The 19,491-nt window shown below is 71.6% G+C and carries 14 protein-coding genes; 5 read left to right on the top strand and 9 right to left on the bottom strand.

Annotation, left to right across the window (positions count from 1 at the left end):
- Positions 1-15: 15 nt before the first annotated feature.
- Complete coding sequence (locus ACWED2_RS12255; protein WP_449690506.1) at positions 16-471, top strand: universal stress protein; 456 nt, start codon at positions 16-18, stop codon at positions 469-471.
- An 82-nt stretch (positions 472-553) separates the two neighbouring features.
- On the opposite strand, the gene ACWED2_RS12260 is transcribed toward ACWED2_RS12255, so the two are convergent.
- The 7 genes from ACWED2_RS12260 to ACWED2_RS12290 form a co-directional block, all read right to left on the bottom strand.
- Positions 554-3,208, bottom strand: coding sequence for a cation-translocating P-type ATPase (locus ACWED2_RS12260; protein ID WP_449690507.1), 2,655 nt, complete (start codon positions 3,206-3,208; stop codon positions 554-556).
- Positions 3,205-3,942: a hypothetical protein gene (locus ACWED2_RS12265; protein ID WP_449690508.1), complete on the bottom strand. Its 738-nt coding sequence runs from the start codon at positions 3,940-3,942 to the stop codon at positions 3,205-3,207. The genes ACWED2_RS12260 and ACWED2_RS12265 overlap by 4 nt, the downstream gene beginning before the upstream one ends.
- On the bottom strand, positions 3,939-4,328 hold the full coding sequence (locus ACWED2_RS12270; RefSeq protein ID WP_449690509.1) for a hypothetical protein: 390 nt from the start codon (positions 4,326-4,328) through the stop codon (positions 3,939-3,941). Before ACWED2_RS12270 ends, ACWED2_RS12265 begins: the two co-directional genes overlap by 4 nt.
- 4 nt (positions 4,329-4,332) lie before the next feature.
- On the bottom strand, positions 4,333-5,418 hold the full coding sequence (locus ACWED2_RS12275) for an acetate/propionate family kinase (RefSeq protein ID WP_449690510.1): 1,086 nt from the start codon (positions 5,416-5,418) through the stop codon (positions 4,333-4,335).
- A gap of 14 nt (positions 5,419-5,432) precedes the next feature.
- Positions 5,433-8,126 (bottom strand): GNAT family N-acetyltransferase, encoded by a 2,694-nt coding sequence (locus ACWED2_RS12280; RefSeq protein WP_449690511.1) that lies wholly within the window; start codon positions 8,124-8,126, stop codon positions 5,433-5,435.
- A gap of 66 nt (positions 8,127-8,192) precedes the next feature.
- On the bottom strand, positions 8,193-8,603 hold the full coding sequence (locus ACWED2_RS12285; protein WP_449690512.1) for an Hsp20/alpha crystallin family protein: 411 nt from the start codon (positions 8,601-8,603) through the stop codon (positions 8,193-8,195).
- 207 nt (positions 8,604-8,810) lie between these two features.
- Positions 8,811-10,505 carry a GAF domain-containing protein gene (locus ACWED2_RS12290; protein ID WP_449690619.1) on the bottom strand — a complete coding sequence of 565 codons (1,695 nt, stop codon included), beginning with the start codon at positions 10,503-10,505 and terminating at the stop codon, positions 8,811-8,813.
- A gap of 181 nt (positions 10,506-10,686) precedes the next feature.
- Here ACWED2_RS12290 and ACWED2_RS12295 point away from each other — a divergent pair, with 181 nt between their 5' ends.
- Positions 10,687-11,676 carry an Acg family FMN-binding oxidoreductase gene (locus tag ACWED2_RS12295; RefSeq protein WP_449690513.1) on the top strand — a complete coding sequence of 330 codons (990 nt, stop codon included), beginning with the start codon at positions 10,687-10,689 and terminating at the stop codon, positions 11,674-11,676.
- Between the two features lie 14 nt (positions 11,677-11,690).
- Here the strand turns inward: ACWED2_RS12295 and ACWED2_RS12300 are convergent, their stop codons facing one another.
- On the bottom strand, positions 11,691-12,335 hold the full coding sequence (locus ACWED2_RS12300; RefSeq protein ID WP_449690514.1) for a hypothetical protein: 645 nt from the start codon (positions 12,333-12,335) through the stop codon (positions 11,691-11,693).
- A 167-nt stretch (positions 12,336-12,502) separates the two neighbouring features.
- Entirely contained in the window at positions 12,503-13,141 is a 639-nt protein-coding gene (locus tag ACWED2_RS12305; protein WP_449690515.1) for a response regulator transcription factor, read from the bottom strand.
- A 165-nt stretch (positions 13,142-13,306) separates the two neighbouring features.
- On the opposite strand from ACWED2_RS12305, the gene ACWED2_RS12310 reads away from it, so the two are divergent.
- From ACWED2_RS12310 to cydD, 3 genes are read left to right on the top strand one after another with little or no spacing between them, the layout of a single operon-like run.
- Positions 13,307-14,707, top strand: coding sequence for a cytochrome ubiquinol oxidase subunit I (locus ACWED2_RS12310; protein WP_449690516.1), 1,401 nt, complete (start codon positions 13,307-13,309; stop codon positions 14,705-14,707).
- 15 nt (positions 14,708-14,722) lie between these two features.
- Positions 14,723-15,742, top strand: a complete 1,020-nt coding sequence (gene cydB / locus ACWED2_RS12315; RefSeq protein WP_449690517.1) for a cytochrome d ubiquinol oxidase subunit II — start codon at positions 14,723-14,725, stop codon at positions 15,740-15,742.
- Positions 15,739-19,095 carry a thiol reductant ABC exporter subunit CydD gene (gene cydD, locus ACWED2_RS12320; RefSeq protein WP_449690518.1) on the top strand — a complete coding sequence of 1,119 codons (3,357 nt, stop codon included), beginning with the start codon at positions 15,739-15,741 and terminating at the stop codon, positions 19,093-19,095. Before cydB ends, cydD begins: the two co-directional genes overlap by 4 nt.
- The last annotated feature ends 396 nt before the right edge of the window (positions 19,096-19,491 follow it).

Below are 19,491 nucleotides of genomic sequence, written 5' to 3' on the forward strand. Positions count from 1 at the left end.
GAAAGAAGGCAGATCATGGATTCACCCATTGGCCGCGTGATCATCGTCGGCACCGACGGCACACCTCGCGGCGACGCCGCCCTGCAGTGGGCGCTGAAGATCGGCGCGCACGCCGGCGACACGGTCCGCGCGATCCTCGTCCGGCCGCGCGACACGCTGCTGCCCGGGACGTCGTTCGCGATCCAGCCCCACGGCCGCGTGCCGGAGGCCGGCTACTCGTTGGACGAGCACGTCGCCAAGCTGGCCGTCGACGCCGCGGCACAGGTGGAAACCCGCACGGTGCACGGCGACCCGGCGACCGAACTGGTCACCGCGTCGGCGGACGCGGACCTGCTGGTCCTCGGCACCCACCGCGGCGGCGCGATGTCGGACCTGGTGCTCGGCAGCGTCGGACGGGAGTGCGTGCGGTACTCGCGGTGCCCGGTCGTGGTCATCACGCCGGAGGCTGCCCATCGGCTGGCTCCGGCCTGAGGCCCACTTCGGAGGTCCGTGGAGGCCTCCTCACCAGCCATGGATGGCGGTAAGAGCCTTCGCGGCGTTGACGGCCACGCGTTCAGCGGCGGCGAGTCACCGAGCGGAACAGTTCGTCCGCACCCCACACGAGAACCGGCATCGGCAGCATCATCGCGATCACCCACGCGGGCAGCGCCGCCGTCCCGAACAACGTCTGCAGCGGCGGCAGGTAGATCAACGCCGCCGCGAAGGCCAGTTCGAACACGATCCCACCCAGCAGCAGCCGGTTCGTCGTGAGTCCCACGGCCCGCAGCGACACCCGCTCGGTGCGGGATGCGAACGCCGTGCCGATCTGGCAGAAGACGATCGCCGCGAAGCTCGCCGTCGTCGCCTGCAAGTAAGCCGCGTGCAATGCGGCACCCTCCGAGACGTCCGCGCCCGGATGCCAGCCCGCCGCGTACAGCACCGCGAAGAACGCGCCCAGCACCAAAACTCCCGACAGCAGGCCCATGATCCCCCACGCGCGCAGCAGCATCCGGCCGGTGACCACGCCCTCCGAACGGCGGCGCGGACGCCGGGACATCAGTCCCGGCTCGGCGGGTTCACGGCCCAGTGCCAGCGCGGGCAGGGTCTCCGTGCCGAGGTCGATGGCGAGGATCTGCAGTACCGTCAGCGGCAGCGGGATCATCCCACCCGACACCGCGAACAACAGGAACGGCAGCACTTCCGGGACGGCGTGCGCGAAAATGTAGAGCACGAACTTCCGGACGTTGTCGAAGACCCGCCGCCCCTCCCGGACTCCGGCGACGATCGTGGCGAAGTTGTCGTCGGTCAGCACCACCGTCGCCGCTTCCTTCGCGACGTCCGTGCCGCCGACGCCCATCGCGACGCCGATGTCGGCCCGCCGCAACGCCGGCGCGTCGTTGACGCCGTCGCCGGTCATGGCCACGACCTCGCCGCAGGAGCGCAACGCGTCGGCGATGCGCAGCTTGTCCTCCGGCGCGGCCCGCGAGAACACGATCTCGCCGCCCTCAGTCAGCGCTTCGTCGAGAGCCGGCTCGGGGAGCTCGGCCAGCTCCTCGCCACTGATCACGCGGTCGGCGCCGATGCCGACGCGGCGGGCGATCTCGGCGGCGGTCAGGCCGTTGTCGCCGGTCACCACGTGCACGGTGATCCCGGCCGAGTGGCAGTCCGCCACCGCGGCGGCGACCTCGGAACGTGGTGGATCGACCAGGCCGATGAGCCCGAGCAGGCACAGGTCCGTCTCGGCCTCCTCTCGGCTTCCCGGCACCGAAGACACCTCGCGGCGTGCGACGGCCAGCACCCGCAGCGCCCGGCCGGCCATGGCGTCGACCTGCTCGGTGATCCGCGCCCGCAGCTCTTCGGTCAGCGGGATTCCGCCGGGCAGCCCCGAGCAGTGCGGCAGCACCTGCTCCGGCGCGCCCTTGGTCGAAATCTGCAGCACGTCCGCGACTGAATCCACCGTGGACATGCGCTTGAGCCGCGGGTCGAACGCGTACAGTGCCCTCCGGTCGGCGTCCCGGGTGGACAGTTCGACGCCTTGCTCGGCCGCGTACCGCAGCAGGGCCAGTTCGGTGGGATCACCGCTCTCGGATTTCAGGTCGGCCGTGCTGCACCGGGCCAGCGCCGCCGCCACCGGGCCGGGGTCGGCAAGCAGGTCGCCGGTGGCGGACCGCGCCTCTTCGACGTGCATCGCGTTGCGGGTCAGCGTGCCGGTCTTGTCGGTGCAGATCACCGTCGTGGACCCGAGTGTCTCGACCGCGGACAGCCGCTTGACCAGCGCGCCCGCCTTCGCCATCGACCGCACCCCGGCGGCCAGCGCGAGGGTGATCGTCGGCAGCAGGCCCTCCGGGACGTTCGCCACGAGCAGACCGATCGCGAACACGAACGCCGCCGACCACGACAGCCCGGCCAGCCAGCCCAGCGGCAGGAACCCGACCCCGACGACGACGGCGACCCCCGCGATCAGCCACGCGACCCGCCGCACCTGCCGTTCGAGGGGGCTTTCCTCCCGGCCGACCCGCGTCGAGAGCGACGCGATCCGGCCGATCTCGGTGTGCCGCCCGGTGGCGTGGACGACCGCGTGCGCGGACCCGGCGACGCACACCGTGCCGCTGAACACGAGTACCGGCGAGTCGAGCGCACGCGAAGCGTCGTCGTGCGCGTCGGCCATCCGCGTCACCGCGACCGACTCCCCGGTCAGCATCGACGCGTCGACGTCGACCGTGCCGTCGACGAGGCGCGCATCGGCGGGGACCCGGTCGCCCTCTTCGAGCACGAGCACGTCGCCGGGGACCAGCTCCGTCGCCGGCACGTGCCACACCTGGCCGTCCCGCAACACCGGCGCCCGGTCGGGGAGGTACTTGCCGAGCGCCTCGACGGCCTTTTCCGCCTGCTGTTCCTGGAAGAACGCCAGCAAGCCGTTGAGCAGGATCACACCGGCGATGGCGACCGCGAGGTTCGTGGTGCCCGCGACCCACGCCAGCCCTCCCGCCACCCACAGCAGCAGCGCGAGTGGGTGGACGAACTGCCGCAGCAACGCCAGCGGCCACTTCGGCCCGCCGTGCGACGGCAGCGCGTTGGGACCGCTCACCTGGAGCCGGCGAGCGGCTTCCCGCGCCGTCAACCCGGACGGACCCGTGCGCAGGTCCCGCAACAGCCGCGCGACAGGCTCGCGGGCATCGACCGGCGGGGCCTCCGCGACGGCCGGTTTGGTCCTGAGGTGCGTGGTCATCCTGAGTTCCTTTGCTTGGGCGTGGCGAGGCCGACCAGCAGCAGTCCTTGCGGGATGCCGGGCAGCAGCGATTCTTCGGCGTACCGGGCCCGTTCCGCGGGCGCCTGGACCGGCAGCGGAACCTCCTGGGAAGCGAAGCTGCGGACCGCCGCGGCCAGCCGGGTCGCGTGCAGCGCGGCACCGGCCAGGACGTGGTGGCGGCGGCTGTCGCCCGGGGTGGTGATCAACAGGGACGATTGACCGGTGAGATCCGCCCCGAGCTGCTTGAGTGTCGACGTCCAGGCCGGGCGGACGATCCGGACGTCGGTCTCCGGCCAGAAGTCTTCACCGGCCAGCGCATCCAGCACGGCCAGGCTGACCGGCCGCAACGGCTTGCCCTGGCCGGGCTCGCCCAGCTTGCCCAGCGCCGCGTACCGCGCCCATTCGGCGCTGGAGGGACCACGCGGGCCGCCGACCCGGACGACCGCCGCGACGTCGGGGCGGGCCGGGTCATGCGGGAAGGCCACCACCGGCTCGCGACCCAGCACCCGCACGACGGTCCACACCGTCGAGAGCACCGCGCCGCATTCGAGCAGTGCGGCCCTTCCGGCTCGTCCGCGGCGGCTGGGCGGCTCGGTCAGCGCGATCTCCTCCGGCCGGACCTCCGCGACGCACCGGTTCGGGCCGAGCCGCACCAGGGCGTCGCCGAGGACGGTTCGCGACGAACGGTCCCACCGGAATGCGGGCGAGATCATCCGCCGGCGCCGAGGTGTCCCGACGCGGCCCGGCAGGTGGCCAGCAGGCCGTCGACGTCGATCACGGTGACGCGGTTCTCCAGGCCCGCCGGTACCTCGGCCCGCACGTCCGGGTCCGGGGACACCAGCGCGACGGGCACGTGGTCGCGGCCCGCGCAGACGACGCCGTACTCGCGTGCGGTCAATTCAGCGCCCTGCCCGCGGACGTCGACAACGAGGTCGGGTTGCGCGAACGGCTCGTCGAGCGGGCAGCGGCCCCCGACCGCCAGGGCGCGGCAGAGCCCTGCACGGCTGTGGCACCGGCTGACCAGGCAGCCCGCGTCACGCAGGGGCTGCAGCAGGAAGTCGGAGTCGCCGAAGGACGATTCGGTCAGCAGGACGTGCATGGCTTCACCTCACGGACACTCGGGCGAGCACCTCTTCGGCGCCGCGGGCCAGCTCCAGGTCTTCCCGGGGCAGGACGATCAGGGCGGGCACCGGCGACTCCGGTGCGGTGACGACCCGGTCGGTTTCGGTGTGCGGGGTCTCCGCGGCTCGCAGGCCGAGTACCCCCAGCCGCTCGATGACCGAGGTGATCAGCCCGGGCTGGTGCTCGGCGACGCCGCCGGTGAAGACCACCGCGTCCAGCCGCGACAGGCTCATGACGGCCGCACCGATCTCCCGGCACAGCCGGTGCCGGTAGACGTCCAGTGCGACTTCGGCGTCTTGTTCGCCGCGAGCCGCGGCGGCCAGCACCAGACGCAGGTCGCCGTTGGTGCCGGTCATCCCGGCCAGGCCCGAACGGTGGAACAGCGCGTCGGCCATCTCGGTCGCGCTCATCGGCGCGGTCTGCATCACGTGCAGCAGCAGGCCCGGGTCGATCGAGCCGGACCGCGTGGCCATCATGGCGCCTTCGAGCGGGGTGAAGCCCATGCTGGTGTCGACGCCGTGGCCGTCGCGGATCGCGGTCACCGACACCCCGGCCCCGACGTGGGCACAGACCAGCTGCAGGTCTTTCGGCGCCTGGCCCAGCAGTTCACCGGTGCGGCGCAGCGCGTATCGACATGACAGACCGTGGAAACCATAGCGGCGCAGGCGATTCTGCGCAGTCCACGAGCGTGGCAGCGGGTAGCGGGCGGCGGCTTCGGGCATCCGGGCGTGGAAAGCCGTGTCGAAACAGGCGATGACCGGGACGTCCGGCAGCAACCGCCGGACCTCGCGGGTCACCGACAGCGACAGCGGCTGGTGGTTCGGCGCCAGCGGCGTGAGCCGTTCGAGGTTCGCGAGCAGGGCGTCGTCAACCCGTGCCGGTGCTTTCTGCGCGCCGCCGTGGACGAAGCGGACAGCGACGGCGTCCACATCGGACCAGCGGCGGACCGCCTGGGCGACCACGCCGGGAACGGCCAGGTCCCACGCGGCCCAGCCGACCGCCGTGCCGTCGGCGACCAGCGACACCTTCATGCTCGACGAACCTGGGTTCAGGGTCAGGACACGCACGGTTTCCTCCGGTTTCAGTCGCGCAGGCGGCGCAGGAACGGGTCGGCGGACGCATCCGGCTCGAACCGGGCGCGGACGTCGAGTGCCACGCAGCCGTCCTCACCGCCTTGCGGGGGTTCCGGGTGGCGGCGCCCCCGGCCCGGGGCGGAGCCCCGGTCGTCACAGCGCACGCGCACGGGGTTGAGGTCCAGCTCGGCCAGCTCGGGAACCAGCTCCGCGAGCCGGCTGACCTTCAGCAGCAGCTCGCGTACCGCGGCCCGGTCGAGCTGCCCGGCCCAGAGCGCTTTCGACGCGCGCAGACCGTCGAGCAGCAGGTCGGCGTCGGCGCCGGTGAGGGGTGCGAGCCGGGCGGCGTGGTCGGCGATCAGATCGGTGTCGACGCCACCGAGGCCGAACACGACCAGCGGCCCGAACACCGGGTCCGAGCGCACGCCGACCAGCAGTTCCCGGCCTGGTTCGGCCATCGGCTGCACGGTGATCCCACGCAGGGCCGAGCCGAAGCGGGACCGCAGGGTGCGGAACGCCTCCAGAATCCGATCGGCGCCGTGCACGTTCAGCAGGACGCCCCCGCCGGCTGTCTTGTGCAGCAGGCCCTCGGCGTCGGCCTTCAGCACGACCGGCGAGCCGAGATCGGCGGCCGCGGCGGCGATCGAGTCGTCGGCCTCGACGTAGTGCGTCTCCACCATCGGGATCTCTGCCAGCCGCAGCAGTTCGACAGCGTCCGCGGGCGAAAGCCAGCCTTCGCGCCCGGCGGCGAACGCCCGCAGCGCATCGGGATCGTCCAGCGGGGCCACGGACTCGCCGCGCTCCGGCCGGTTCAGCCACTGCTCGTACCGGACCAGCCTGGCCAGCACCGCGGCCGCCGCGGCCGGATCGTCGTAGCAGGCCGTCACGCCCGTGCCGGGGACCAGCGGGGCAACCCGGGCCCGCTGCCCCGGCCGGACCGCGAAAACGGTCTTGTACTCGGGCGGCACCACGGCCGCCAGCGACGTGCCGGGATCGCCGACGGCGGTGGGTACGGTCGCGGCGATCACCGCATCGACACCGTCGTCGGCAAGCACCGCACGCAGTGCCTCGGCGAACACCTCCGGCGGGACGGCCGCGGTCGTGTCGATCGGGTTCCGCACGGCCGCCTCGGACGGCAGCAGCTTGGCGAGCCGATCTTTGGTCTCGTTCGCCAGCTCCGCCATGACCAGGCCTTCGCGCTCGCAGGCGTCGGCGGCCAGCACCCCGGCGCCGCCGGCGTTGCTGACCACCGCCACGCGCGGCCCGCCCGGCAGCAGCTGCCAGGAAAGCCCGGCGATCACGTCCACCAGCTCGGCGACGGTGTCGACGGCGATGACCCCGGTCTGCTCGAACAGCGCGTCCCGGGTGACGGCGGGAGTCGCCGCTGCAGCGGTGTGCGACGCGGCCGCGCGCTGGGCGGTGTCGCCGCTGCCGGAGCGGACGGCGAGCACCGGACGCGTCCGGGCCAGCCCACGAGCCAGCCGGCCGAACTTGCGAGGGTTGCCGAACGACTCGAGGTAGAGCACCGCCAGTTCGGTGCGCCGGTCGGCGGTCCACCACATCAGCAGGTCGTTGCCGCTGACGTCGTACTTGTCCCCGGTGGAGACCAGCGCCGACATGCCCAGCCCCAGGTCGTTCAGCGACTCCGCGAGCGCGATGCCGACTCCGCCGGACTGGGTGACGACGCCGATGTTGCCCGGCTTGACCTGCCCGGCGAGGAAGGTCAGGTTCAGCGGGCGAGCCGGGTCGGTCGAGAGGATGCCGAGGCAGTTCGGACCGACCAGCCGCATGCCGTGGTCGCGCACCGCCGCGCGGACCCGGTCACCGGCTTCGGTGCCGGTCAGCCCAGAAGAGATGACGACGACGGCCCGGACGCCGCGCTTTCCGCATGCTTCGACCGCCTCGGCGGCAGCCGGCGCGGGCAGGCACACCACGGCGAGTTCGGGGGTGCGGCTCAACGCCGCCACGGACGGGACGCTCGGCACGCCGAGGATCTCTTCGGCGTGCGGGTTCACCGCCTCGACCGGGCCTGCGAAGCCGGAAGCGACCAGGTTGGCCAGGACGGCGTGGCCCACCGAGCCCGGTCGCCGTCCGGCGCCGATCACGGCGATCGAGGACGGCTCGAGCACGTGGGCCAGGCTCGCCGCGTCGGCGACCGAGTCACGCTTCAGCACGGCGTCCAGGTAGGCGGGGTCCTCGTCGAGGTTCATCACGACGTCGCGTTCGGGGCCGCCGATGCTGGCCTCGAACCGCAGGCCGAGGTCGGCGAAGACGTGGAGCACTTTGGCGTTCTCGGCGAGCACCTCGGCGAGGAAGCGCTTGAGGCCCACCTTCCGGGCGTGGGAGACCAGGTGTTCCATCAGCAGTGTCGCCACGCCCAGCTTGCGCACGGACGCGTCCACCACCAGGGCGACTTCGGCGTCCGTGGTGTCCTTGAGGACTTCGTAGTTCGCGACACCGACGAGCTCACCGCGCCGATAGCAGCCCACGGCGCAATGCCCAGCGTCGGGATCGGCGGCCATCTCCGTTACCAACTTGCCCAGCCCGGACGGCCGGGCCCCGAAGAACCGGAAGTAGGTGTCCTGCTGGGTGAGCCGGGTGTGCAGGGCGAGCACCTCGGCGGTGTCGGCCGGGTGCAGCGGGCGCACGAGCACCACGTCGCCGTCCGCGAGCAGGGCCCGGGAGCCCGCCTCGACGCTCATCGTTTCTCCTCGCCGCATGAGGGTGGGCGCGGCCGACCACGGGCCACGCCCACCGCAGGGGGTCACCTAGTTCTTGGTGACCTGGATCTTGACGTGCTTGTCGCGCGGGTGCTCCGAAACCGGCATCGAGATCTCGAGGATGCCGTCGGCGTACGTCGCCTTGACCTTCGCCGGGTCGGCCCCGGCCGGCAGGCTGACCGTGCGGCTGAAGGTGCCGTAGTAGAACTCACTGCGGCCGCCTTCGGCGACTTCCTTCGCCTCACGCTCGGCGGAGATGGTCAGCAGCCCGTTGTGCGTGGTCACGGAGATGTGCTTCTCCGGGTCGAAGCCGGGCAGTTCGGCCCGCACGAGGTACCGTCCGTCCTCAGTGGACTCCTCGATCCGGACCGGGTTGTGCTCGGCGAACGGCCACGGGTTCTCCAGCCACGCCGCGATGCTCGGCAACGCCAGGCGCGAACCCGGCACCAAGGCAGTCATCGTGTTTCTCCTCTCCGCGACGACGGGCGTCGCACCACAAGGAGACCTCGGGCACCGGTTGCCGCGACGCGGCCGGACTACCCGAACACAGAGGACCTTCGTCACCGAAACCCACCGGGCGGACCCATGGCCGGGCCACTCGGCTCCGCCGCGCTCTCGCGGTCGGATAGAACAGACGTTCGAATCCGGCGAACCAGGGCCGGCCGATCAGCCGACCGGGGCCGACCACTCCAGCTTCAGGCCGCCCGCCGGGACGGAGTCGATGGCGAACCGCCCGCCCATGGCCGCCGCACGGTCACCGAGATTGCCGAGCCCACTCGGCGAGATGCCCTCGGGCAGGCCCTTGCCGTCGTCGACCACGACCACTCGGATCGTCTCGTCCTTCACCGCGATCGACACCGTCACCGTCGAGGCGTGCGCGTGCCGCACCGCGTTGCTCACCGCCTCGCGCACCACCGCCTCGACGTGCTCGGCCAGCTGCGTCGGCACCGTGTCGATCGGACCCGACATGCTGACCGTCGGCTGCAACGGCGCGTCGTCGGTCAGCTCAGCGATCGCGTCATGCAGCCGATGCCGCAGCCGCACGCCCGTCTCGCCCGCCGCGCCACCGTGCAGGTCGAAGATCGCCGTGCGGATCTCCTGCACGATCTCATGCATCTGCTCGATACTGTCCCCGAGCCGCTTCTGCAGCTCCGGAGACTTCGTCCGCCGCTGGGTACTCTGCATCGACAACCCCACCGCGAACAGCCGCTGGATGACGTGGTCGTGCAGGTCACGCGCGATCCGGTCGCGATCGCCCAGCACATCCAGCTCCCGCGCCGCCCGCTGCTGCGCCGCCAACTGCAACGCCAGCGCAGCCTGGTCGGCGAAGGACGCCACCACCGACAGCTGGGCCGCCTCGAACGACCCGGCCCCGGATTCCCGGATCGCGATGAGCACCCCGGTCGTCCGGTCCCCCGCGCGCAGCGGCACGATCAGGGCAGGCCCGAAGCGGTGTTCGCCCAGGTGGAGTTCAGCGACGCTGCGGGGTGTGCGGTCCCGGAACACCGCGCCCGGCACGCTGCCCTCGAGCTCGATGTGCAGGCCCGACAGCTCGGCGGCCCGGGTGCCGGCGCTGACGGTCACGGTCAGGTCGTCGACCTCGTCACCCCAGTCCTCGTCGACGTCGAGGCGCCCGGAGTTCGGCAGCGCGAGCATCGTCACGTCCGAGCCGGTCAGCTCCAGCGCCCGGCTGGCAATGGTGGTCAGCGCCTCCGCCGGGTCGGTACCGCCCAGCAGCTCGGTGGTCACCTCGCTGGTCGCGGCCAGCCACTGCTGGCGCACCCGGGCCTGCTCGTAGAGGTGCGCGTTCTCGATCGCGATCCCGGCCGCCGCGGCCAGGGCCTGCACGACGACCTCGTCGTCGTCGGTGAACTGTTCGCCGTTCTTCTTCTCGGTCAGGTAGAGCCGTCCGAAGACCTCGTCGCGGACGCGGACCGGCACCCCGAGGAAGGAGTGCATCGGCGGGTGGTGCGCCGGGAACCCCACCGACGCCGGATGGGACGAGATCTCCTCCATCCGCAGCGGCTTGGCCTCGTCGATGACCACGCCCAGCACGCCGTGGCCGGTCGGCAGGTCACCGATGAGCCGTCGGGTCTGGTCGTCGATGCCGACGTAGACGAACTCCGCCAGCGACCCGTCCTCGGCCAGCACCCCGAGCGCGCCGTACTTCGCCTCACCCAGCTCCATCGCCGCCTCGACGATCCGCCGCAGCGTCGCGTCCAGCTCCAACCCCGACGCGACCGCCAGCACCGCGTCGAGCAGACCGTCCATCTTGTCGCGGGTGCCGATCAGCAGCTCGATGCGGTCCTGCAGGTCGCGCAGCACCTCGCGCAGCCGCAGGCCGGACAGCGTGCCCGCCATCCGCCGCGGACCGGGACCCGGCCCGAGTTCGTCCACCGACACCCTGTCCCAACCTCCGCATCACCGGCCACGGCCTCGCCGCTGGTGACTTTCTGCCCTTTCCCCGGAGCCGCGCCCGGGGAGATGGTTGCGCTGAGCCACCCGTACGACAGTGTGCCTGTCCGGGCACCGAGGGGAAACCATGACCTTGCCCATCACCTCGATCGGCCTGCTGGACCCCGATCAGGTGAAGTCCGTGATCAGTGCCGCGACGCTTGCCCCGTCTACGCACAACACGCAGCCCTGGCGGTTCCGCTGCACTCCCGCGGGCATCGAGCTGCACGCCGATCCGGGCCGGGCCCTGCCGGCGGCCGACGCCGACCAACGGGAGCTGCTGCTCTCCTGCGGCGCGGCGTTGTTCAACCTGTGCACCGCCATCCACGCACTCGGCGCGCACCCCGCGACGACCCTGCTCCCCCGCCGGGACGATCCCACGCTGCTGGCCGTCGTGCGGCCGTACGCGGCCCGCAAAGCCGACCCGCGCCTTGTCCGGCTGGCCGACGCGATCCCGCGCCGCCACACCAACCGCACGCCGTTCGAAACGGCCGCCGTCCCCGCCTCCGTGGTCGCCGAGCTGCGGCACGCCGCCGAGGTCGAACAGGCGTGGCTGCCCCGGTTGAGCGCGCAGCAACTGGAGAGGTTGCGAGAGCTGGTGCACAAGAGCCACCTCGCCCAGACCGCCGACCCCGCGTTCCTCGCCGAGTGGCGGTACTGGACCGCACGCGACCGGAGCAGCCGGGACGGCGTCCCCGAGTACGCGGCCGGCGCGATGCCCTCGAACAACGGCGGCTGGGTCCTGCGGGACTTCGGCTCGAAGCAACGCGACCGGACCGGCGACACCGAGCCCCTGGTCGTCGTCATCGGCTCCTTCGACGACACCCGCGCCGACCGCATCCGCGCCGGCCAGGCCATGCAGCGGGTCCTGCTGACGGCGACCGCCACCGGGCTGGACGCGTCGTTCATCTCCCAGCCGGTGGAGGTCCCCGAGGTGCGGACCGAGCTCCGTCAGCTGCTGGGTGGCGGGCTGTGGCCGCAGATCGTGCTGCGCCTCGGCCGCGGCGCGCCGGTGCCGTGGACCCCGCGCCGCTCCCTGGACGACGTTCTGCTGGAGCCGGCTCAGCTCAGCGCTTGAGCAGCCGGGACGAGTCAGGCCCGGAAGCCTGCTTCGTCCGCGCATTCCCGGACGAGCTTGTCGATGTAAGCCTGGGTACAGCCGTAATCGTTGTGCCGCTCGTCGTACAGGCAGTACTTTTCGTCCGTCTTTTCGGGATGTGCGTCACCTACCAACGGACGGACACCGAGTTTCTTCCAGGCAATGGTGAAAAGCGCTGTGGTGAAACCGAACGGGATACGGTCCTGGATCATCCGCGCCGCCTGCGTCGGCTTCAGCAACCCGTGGCCGACGACAGGTCGTTTGCGCTCGCGGACCACGACGTATCCCTTCCTGCCGATCGCCTCGACGGCCTCACGTTGCTCTTCCGTCAAGTCGTCGTAGCGGGTGAACTGGACGGCGAGCGCGTCCGGGTCCTTGGGCGCGAGCTCCTGGAGGACGCGCAGCCGGAAGTCGTACCGCGGGTCGCGGGCGATCGAATCGTCGAGGCCGGCGTCGTACTCGGCGATGAAGGTGCGCAATGGCGCCGGAAGCTGCGAGCGCAGCCGCCGCAGGGTGCGCTCGCCCTCGTCGGTGAAGCTTCCGACGAGGTTGCGTGTCGCCGGGCCACCGGTGCCGCACGGCGGTCGCCAGGTCCCAGCGCTTCGGCTCACCGTCGATGCGTTCGAGACGCCGAGCACGTCCCTGGGTACGCCAGAACCGGAAGTCGACGCGGGTCGTTGTACAGACGCACGGCCAGTTGCGCCTCGTCACGAGAGGCATCGACCATGTGCATGAATCGTGGTCGCGGCGGCATACGATCAAGGTCGGGATCTCATGACCGCCTGTTACCGACTTTTTCTGAAATTCACTCAACCTGGTTGCGGAGTTCGGTGGCCAGGACGGCGGCCTGGGTGCGGCGTTCCATGCCGAGCTTGGTCAGCAGCCGGGAGACGTAGTTCTTGACCGTCTTCTCGGCCAGGAACATCCGCTCGGAAATCTGCCGGTTGGTCAGCCCCTCGCCGATCAGCTCCAGCAGCTTCCGCTCCTGATCGGACAGATCGGCCAGCGGGCCCTTCTTCGCCTGGCTGTCGCGCAGCTTCGCCATCAGCGCCGCCGCCGCGTGCGCGTCCAGCAGGGACTTCCCGGCGCCGACCTCGTGCACCGCCGAAACCAGGTCCATGCCCTTGATGTCCTTGATCACGAACCCGCTCGCCCCGGCCAGCACCGCGTCCAGCATCGCCTGCTCGTCGGTGAACGACGTCAGCATCAGGCACTTCAGCTCCGGCAACTTCGACCGCAGCTCCCGGGCCAGCTCGATGCCGTTGCCGTCCGGCAACCGCACGTCCAGCACCGCCACGTCCGGGTTCAACGCCGGAATCCGCGCCAACGCCTGCGACACACTGTTCGCCTGCCCGACCACCGTCAGGCCCTCGTCCTCATCCAGCAGATCGGCGACACCACGACGCACGACCTCATGGTCATCGACGAGAAACACCCGAAGCATCCGACCTCCTGAATCCGGTTCGACGGAAATCAGCCTACGACCACAGCGCCCCCCAGGGCAGGGACCCGGGACCATCGGGGAAGTGACCAAGGACCCTCTCGCCGGAGAGCCCGCACGCTGGATGCTGCCGAGGTCAACATCGTCCGCGCGAGCAGGAGAAACCGGATGAGCAACCTCGACCTGGCGCGGTGGCAGTTCGGGATCACCACCGTCTACCACTTCATCTTCGTCCCGCTGACCATCGGGCTGTCGTTCCTGGTCGCCGGGATGCAGACCGCGTGGGTGCGCACCGGGCACGACCGCTACCGCCGGATGACGAAGTTCTGGGGGAAGCTGTTCCTCATCAACTTCGCCATGGGCGTGGCCACCGGCATCGTGCAGGAGTTCCAGTTCGGGATGAACTGGTCGGACTACAGCACCTTCGTCGGCGACATCTTCGGCGCGCCGCTGGCCATCGAGGGCCTGCTGGCCTTCTTCCTCGAGTCGACGTTCCTCGGGCTGTGGATCTTCGGCTGGGACAAGCTGCCGAAGAAGCTGCACCTGGCCACCATCTGGCTCGCCTCGATCGGCACCGTGCTCTCGGCGTACTTCATCCTCGCCGCCAACTCCTGGATGCAGCACCCGGTCGGCTACGCCGTCAACCCCGCCACCGGCCGCGCGGAGCTCAAGGACTTCGGGGCGGTGCTCACCAACTCCACCGCCGTCGGCGCCTTCGCCCACACCATCACCGCCTGCTTCCTCACCGCGGGGATGTTCGTCGTCGGGGTCAGTGCCTGGCAGCTGCGAAAAGGCCGCAACGCCGACGTCTTCCGGCCGTCGATTAAGCTCGCGCTGGTCACCGTTATCATCGCGAGCCTCGGCGTCATCGTCACCGGTGACCTGCAGGCGCGGCTGATGACCGAGCAGCAGCCGATGAAGATGGCCGCCGCCGAAGCGCTCTACGACACCGTCGCGCCCGCGTCGTTCTCGCTGTTCACCATCGGCTCGCTCGACGGCTCCCAGGAGAAGTTCAGCATCCGCGTCCCCGGCGTCCTGTCCTTCATGGCCACCGGCAAGTTCGACGGCCAAGTCGAGGGCATCAACGATCTCCAGGCCGCCGAACAGCAGCAGTACGGGCCGGGTGAGTACCGCCCGGACGTCCCGGTCGCCTACTGGACGTTCCGGCTGATGATCGGCTTCGGCTTCCTCTGCCTGCTGATTTCGCTGGCCGGGCTCTGGCTGTTCCGCCGCGGCCGCACCCCGCGCGCCCGCTGGTTCTTCCCCGCCGCCACCGCCGGGATCGCGCTACCGTTCCTCGCCAACAGCGTCGGCTGGATCTTCACCGAAATGGGCCGCCAGCCGTGGTCGGTGTTCGGCGTGCTCAAGACCGCCGATTCGGTGTCGCCCACCGTCTCCGCCGGCAGCGTCCTGACGTCGTTGATCGTGTTCACCGTGCTCTACGGCGTGCTCGCGGTCGTCGACGGCGTCCTGATGGTCCGCTACGCCAAGGCCGGTCCCCCACCACCGGAAACCGCCGCGGACGACACCGATTCCGACGAGCCGCGCCCCGCGGCCTTCGCCTACTGACGCCGGAGCACCGCCATGGCCCTCACCGACATCTGGTTCCTGCTCATCGCGGTCCTCTGGACCGGCTACTTCGTCCTCGAAGGCTTCGACTTCGGCGTCGGCACGCTGCTGCGCGTCCTCGGCCACGACGACACCGACCGCCGCGTGCTCATCAACACGATCGGCCCGGTCTGGGACGGCAACGAAGTCTGGCTGCTCGTCGCCGGCGGCGCCACCTTCGCCGCCTTCCCGCTCTGGTACTCCAGCCTCTTCTCCGGCTTCTACCTCGCCCTGCTGCTCGTGCTGGTCGCGCTGATCCTGCGCGGGGTGGCCTTCGAGTTCCGCGGCAAGCTCGACAGCCCACGCTGGCGCAACACCTGGGACTGGATCATCGTCTTCGGCTCCGCCGCGCCCGCGCTGCTGTGGGGCGTGGCCTTCGCCAACATCGTCCACGGCGTCCCCCTCGACGCCCAGCACCACTTCACCGGCACCTTCTTCACCCTCCTCAACCCCTACGCCCTGCTCGGCGGGCTGGCCACGCTCAGCCTGTTCACCTTCCACGGCGCGGTGTTCCTCACCCTCAAGACCACCGACGCCCTCCGCGACCGGGCCCGCACGCTGAGTCGGGCGCTGGGTGGCGCGGCGATCGTGTCCGGCGGCGCCTTTCTCACCTACACCGCCATCGAGCACGGCGGCTGGGCCTGGCTGACGTCGCTCGTCGCCGCGCTGCTGCTGGCCGCGGGAGTGCTGTTCGCCGCCGGTGACCGCGACGGGCTCGCCTTCGCCGGCACCGCCGGCGCGATCATCGCCGTCACCTTCACGCTGTTCTGGTCGCTCTACCCCAACGTCCTGCCCTCGACCACCGACCCCGCGTTCAGCCTCACCACCACGAACGCGGCCTCGACGCCCTACACGCTGCGGATCATGACCTGGGTCGCCGTCGCGTTCACCCCGGTCGTGCTGGCCTACCAGGCCTGGACCTACTGGGTGTTCCGCAAGCGCATCAGCCGGGCCTCGATCCCGGCCGGCGGCGGCCTGCCCACGGCCGGCCGATGAAGCCCCTCGACCCCCGGCTGCTCCGCCACGCCGGCGCGGTCCGCCCGTTCGTCCTCGCCTGCGCCGCACTGGGTGCGCTCACCGCGATGCTGGTGCTCGCCCAGGCCGAACTGCTGGCGAAGACGATCACGTGGGCCTTCGTCGACGGCTTCGATCTCCCCGGCCTCGCGCTGCCGCTGGGCCTGCTCCTGCTCGTCGTGCTCGCCCGAGCCGGCCTCGCGTGGCTGTCGGAAACGACCGCCCACCGCGCCGCCGCCCGTGCCCTCTCGCAGCTGCGGGAGACGGTCGTCGCGGCCGCGCTGCGGATCGGGCCGCGGCGGGCGGACCGATCCCCCGCGGAAGTGGCGGCCCTGGCCACCCACGGCGTCGACCGGCTGGAAGGCTACTTCTCGCGGTACCTGCCGCAGCTGCTGATCGCGGCGGTGGTGCCGCTCGTCGTGGGCGCGCGGATCCTGCTCGCCGACTGGGTCGCCGCGGTCGTCGTCGGCCTGACGGTGCCGCTCATCCCGAGCTTCATGATCCTCATCGGGCGCTACACCCAGCGCGACGTCCGGCGGCAGTGGAAGACCCTTTCCGTGCTGGGCAACCACTTCCTCGACCTCGTCACCGGGCTCGCCGAGCTGACGGCGTTCGGGCGGGCGCGGGCACAGATCCGGTCGTTGCGGGAGATCACCGAGAAGTACCGCACGCACACCATGCGGACCCTGCGCGTCGCCTTCCTCTCCGCGCTCGCCCTCGAACTCCTGGCCACGCTGTCGGTCGCGGTCGTCGCCGTCTCGATCGGCCTGCGCCTGCTGGCCGGAGAGCTCGATCTGCAGACCGCCCTCGTCGTGCTCATCCTCGCGCCGGAGGTCTACCTGCCGCTGCGGGCGGTCGGCGCCCGGTTCCACGACAGCGCCGAGGGACTCGCCGCGGCCGAGGAGATCATCGCGCTCGCCGACACGCCCGCCGATGACACCGGTACTCGCACGGTCCCCGACCTCACTCGGGTGGCACTGCGGTGCGACGACGTCATGGTCGAAGGGCGGTCCGGGCCGATCCTCGACCGGTTCTGCCTCCGCGTCCCGGCCGGCGAGGTCGTCGGCGTGACCGGGCCGAGCGGTGCCGGGAAGTCCACGCTGCTCGACGTCCTGCTCGGCTGGCGGCGTCCCGACCGCGGCCGGGTCCTGCTCGGGGACGTGGATCTCGCCGGCATCGGCCGCGCCACCTGGCACCGGCACCTCGCCTGGGTGCCGCAGCAGCCCCACCTCGTCGCCGGGACCGTGGCGGAGAACATCCGGCTCGGCTCCCCCGACGCCACCGACGACGCCGTGGCCGCGGCCGCCGACACCGCTGCACTCGACGTCCCGCTGTCCACTGTGGTCGGTGAGCTCGGCGCCGGGCTCTCCACCGGGCAGCGCCGCCGCGTCGCGCTCGCCCGCGCGGTCCTGCTCGACCGGCCGCTGATCCTGCTCGACGAACCCACCGAAGGCGTCGACGCCGAGACCGAAGCCGCCATCCTCGACCGGCTGCCGAAGGTGCTCGCCGGACGGACCGCCGTCATCGTCAGCCACCACCCCGCGGTGCTGGCCCGGTGCGACCGGGTCGTCACCCTCGGCGCGCCGCGCACCGCGACCGCCACGTTGCCGGCACCCGCCGTCGCCCCCGCGGCGACTCGCGCTGCGGTGGCCGCACCGGCTGCCGAAGCGACCACCGCGGCGGGATCGGGCTCGACGTGGCGGCCGCTGCTGGACGCCATACGCCCGTACCGGGGGCGCCTCGCCCTGGCGTGCCTCGCCGCAACCGCCGCCCTGGGCTGCGGGGTGGCGCTGACCGCGACGTCGTCGTGGCTGATCGCCAGCGCCGCGCTGCACCCGCCGGTGCTGAGCCTCATGGTGGCGATCGTCGCCGTACGCACGTTCGGCCTGGCCAAGGGCATCCTGCGCTACCTCGAGCGCCTGCTGTCCCACGATGTCGCCCTGCGCGCGCTCACCGAACTGCGCGTGCGGGTCTGGGACCGGCTGGTCCGGATCGGTCCCGCCCGCACGTCGCGCCTTCGCCGCGGCGACCTGTTGCACCGCCTGGTGTCCGATGTGGACAGCCAGCAGGACGTCCTGGTCCGCGGCCTGGTCCCGGGTGTGTCGACGTTCGTGGTGTTGTCGGCGACTGCGGTCACCCTCGGGGTGATCCTGCCGGGCGCCGGGCTCGCGGCCGCCGTGGGCCTGTTCGCGGCCGGCGTGCTCGCCCCGCTGGTCGCGGCGGTGACGGCTCGCCAGGCGCAGCGCGAAACCGCCCGGCTGCGGACCGAGCTCACCGCGGGCACCGTGGAGCTGCTCCAGGCGTCAGCCGACCTGATCGTCCACGACGCGGCGGTGCGTCGACACTCCTGGCTGCGGGAACTCGACGCCGGACTGACCACCCTCGCCCGCCGGTCCGCGATCCGGCGCGGGCTCGGCTCGGGGATCGCGACGCTCGGCGTCGGCCTGACCTCAGTCGCCTGCCTCGTGCTGGGCATCTTGGCCGTGCGCGCGGGCACCATCCCCGGGCCGGCCCTGGCCGTGCTGGCGCTGACGCCGCTCGCCACCGCCGAACTGGTGGCCGGCTTGCCGGAGGCGGCGCAACGCCTCTTGGGCGCCGGGCACGCCGCGCGCCGGCTCGCCGACCTCGACGCCGTCCCGGCCTCGGAGCCCGAGCCCGTGGTCCTCGCGCCCGCCGCGGCGGAGCTGGCGGCCGAGCACCTCGCCGTCCGCTGGCCGAGCAGCCACCACGACGCCGTCCGAGACGTCACCCTGCGGCTCGGCCCCGGCCGGCGGCTCGCGCTGACCGGCCGGTCCGGTGCAGGCAAGAGCACGGTGGTCGCGGCGCTGATGCGCTACCTCACCCCGACGGCCGGCCACGTCGTGCTCGACGACGTCGACACCCGCACCTACGACGGCGACTCGGTGCGGGAGCAGATCGCCTGGTGCGGACCGGAAGCGCACCTGTTCGACAGCACGCTGCGGGAAAACCTCCGCCTGGCCCGGCCCGCTGCCGCCGACTCCGAGCTTCGGGTCGCCCTGGACCTGGCTCAGCTGGGCTCGTGGCTGCAGGCACTGCCCGACGGCCTCGACACGGCATTGGGCACCCACGGAACCCCGGTGTCGGGCGGCGAACGCCAGCGCATCGGGGTGGCCCGCGCGCTGCTGTCGGACCGTCCGATCCTGCTGCTCGACGAACCGACGGCCCACCTGGACGCCCTCACGGCGGCGGCTTTGGCGGCCGACGTGCTGACAGCGACTGATGGCCGCTCGACACTGGTGGTCACCCACCGGCCGGCGGAGTTCGCAACGCTGCCGGCGATCGCAGTGCGCCCATCAAGCCACGCTTGCAACTGAGGGTAACCGTCGGAAGCTGTCCGCGATCGGCAGTGAAAGCACCTCGAAGAAGCCTGGACCGCTCAAAACCTTCGTGACGAGAATGATCGCTTCCTCCGGATCCCGACCGCCTTCTGGAAGAACGATCTAGACGCGAAGATCACGCTTCCCGGGCTGGCAATGCTGCTCGTCGTGGCCAGGGAGAAGCCGTGGTCGGCGTATCCGCCCGATCGCATGGAGGAGTGGTACGGGTGGTCCGCCGACACCACGCAACGCGGCCTGAAGGCGCTGCTCGACCACGACCTGGTCGAACGCCGGCAGACTTGGACTTGGTCTCGAAACTCGGCGTGTCGCTGGGTGAACCGACGGCCCGCCCGTGGCTCCGCACCGCCCGTCTGTGGGCCCGGCCGACGGACC

It is taken from the genome of Amycolatopsis sp. NPDC005003, assembly GCF_053600695.1.

Excerpts from the sequence above, each read along its gene's own strand:
- ACWED2_RS12260 (WP_449690507.1), bottom strand. The coding sequence starts at position 3,208 with ATGACCACGCACCTCAGGACCAAACCGGCCGTCGCGGAGGCCCCGCCG.
- ACWED2_RS12280 (WP_449690511.1), bottom strand. The coding sequence starts at position 8,126 with ATGAGCGTCGAGGCGGGCTCCCGGGCCCTGCTCGCGGACGGCGACGTG.
- ACWED2_RS12270 (WP_449690509.1), bottom strand. The coding sequence starts at position 4,328 with ATGCACGTCCTGCTGACCGAATCGTCCTTCGGCGACTCCGACTTCCTG.
- ACWED2_RS12310 (WP_449690516.1), top strand. The coding sequence starts at position 13,307 with ATGAGCAACCTCGACCTGGCGCGGTGGCAGTTCGGGATCACCACCGTC.
- cydB (WP_449690517.1), top strand. The coding sequence starts at position 14,723 with ATGGCCCTCACCGACATCTGGTTCCTGCTCATCGCGGTCCTCTGGACC.
- ACWED2_RS12290 (WP_449690619.1), bottom strand. The coding sequence starts at position 10,505 with ATGGCGGGCACGCTGTCCGGCCTGCGGCTGCGCGAGGTGCTGCGCGAC.
- ACWED2_RS12305 (WP_449690515.1), bottom strand. The coding sequence starts at position 13,141 with ATGCTTCGGGTGTTTCTCGTCGATGACCATGAGGTCGTGCGTCGTGGT.
- cydD (WP_449690518.1), top strand. The coding sequence starts at position 15,739 with ATGAAGCCCCTCGACCCCCGGCTGCTCCGCCACGCCGGCGCGGTCCGC.
- ACWED2_RS12265 (WP_449690508.1), bottom strand. The coding sequence starts at position 3,942 with ATGATCTCGCCCGCATTCCGGTGGGACCGTTCGTCGCGAACCGTCCTC.
- ACWED2_RS12255 (WP_449690506.1), top strand. The coding sequence starts at position 16 with ATGGATTCACCCATTGGCCGCGTGATCATCGTCGGCACCGACGGCACA.
- ACWED2_RS12295 (WP_449690513.1), top strand. The coding sequence starts at position 10,687 with ATGACCTTGCCCATCACCTCGATCGGCCTGCTGGACCCCGATCAGGTG.
- ACWED2_RS12285 (WP_449690512.1), bottom strand. The coding sequence starts at position 8,603 with ATGACTGCCTTGGTGCCGGGTTCGCGCCTGGCGTTGCCGAGCATCGCG.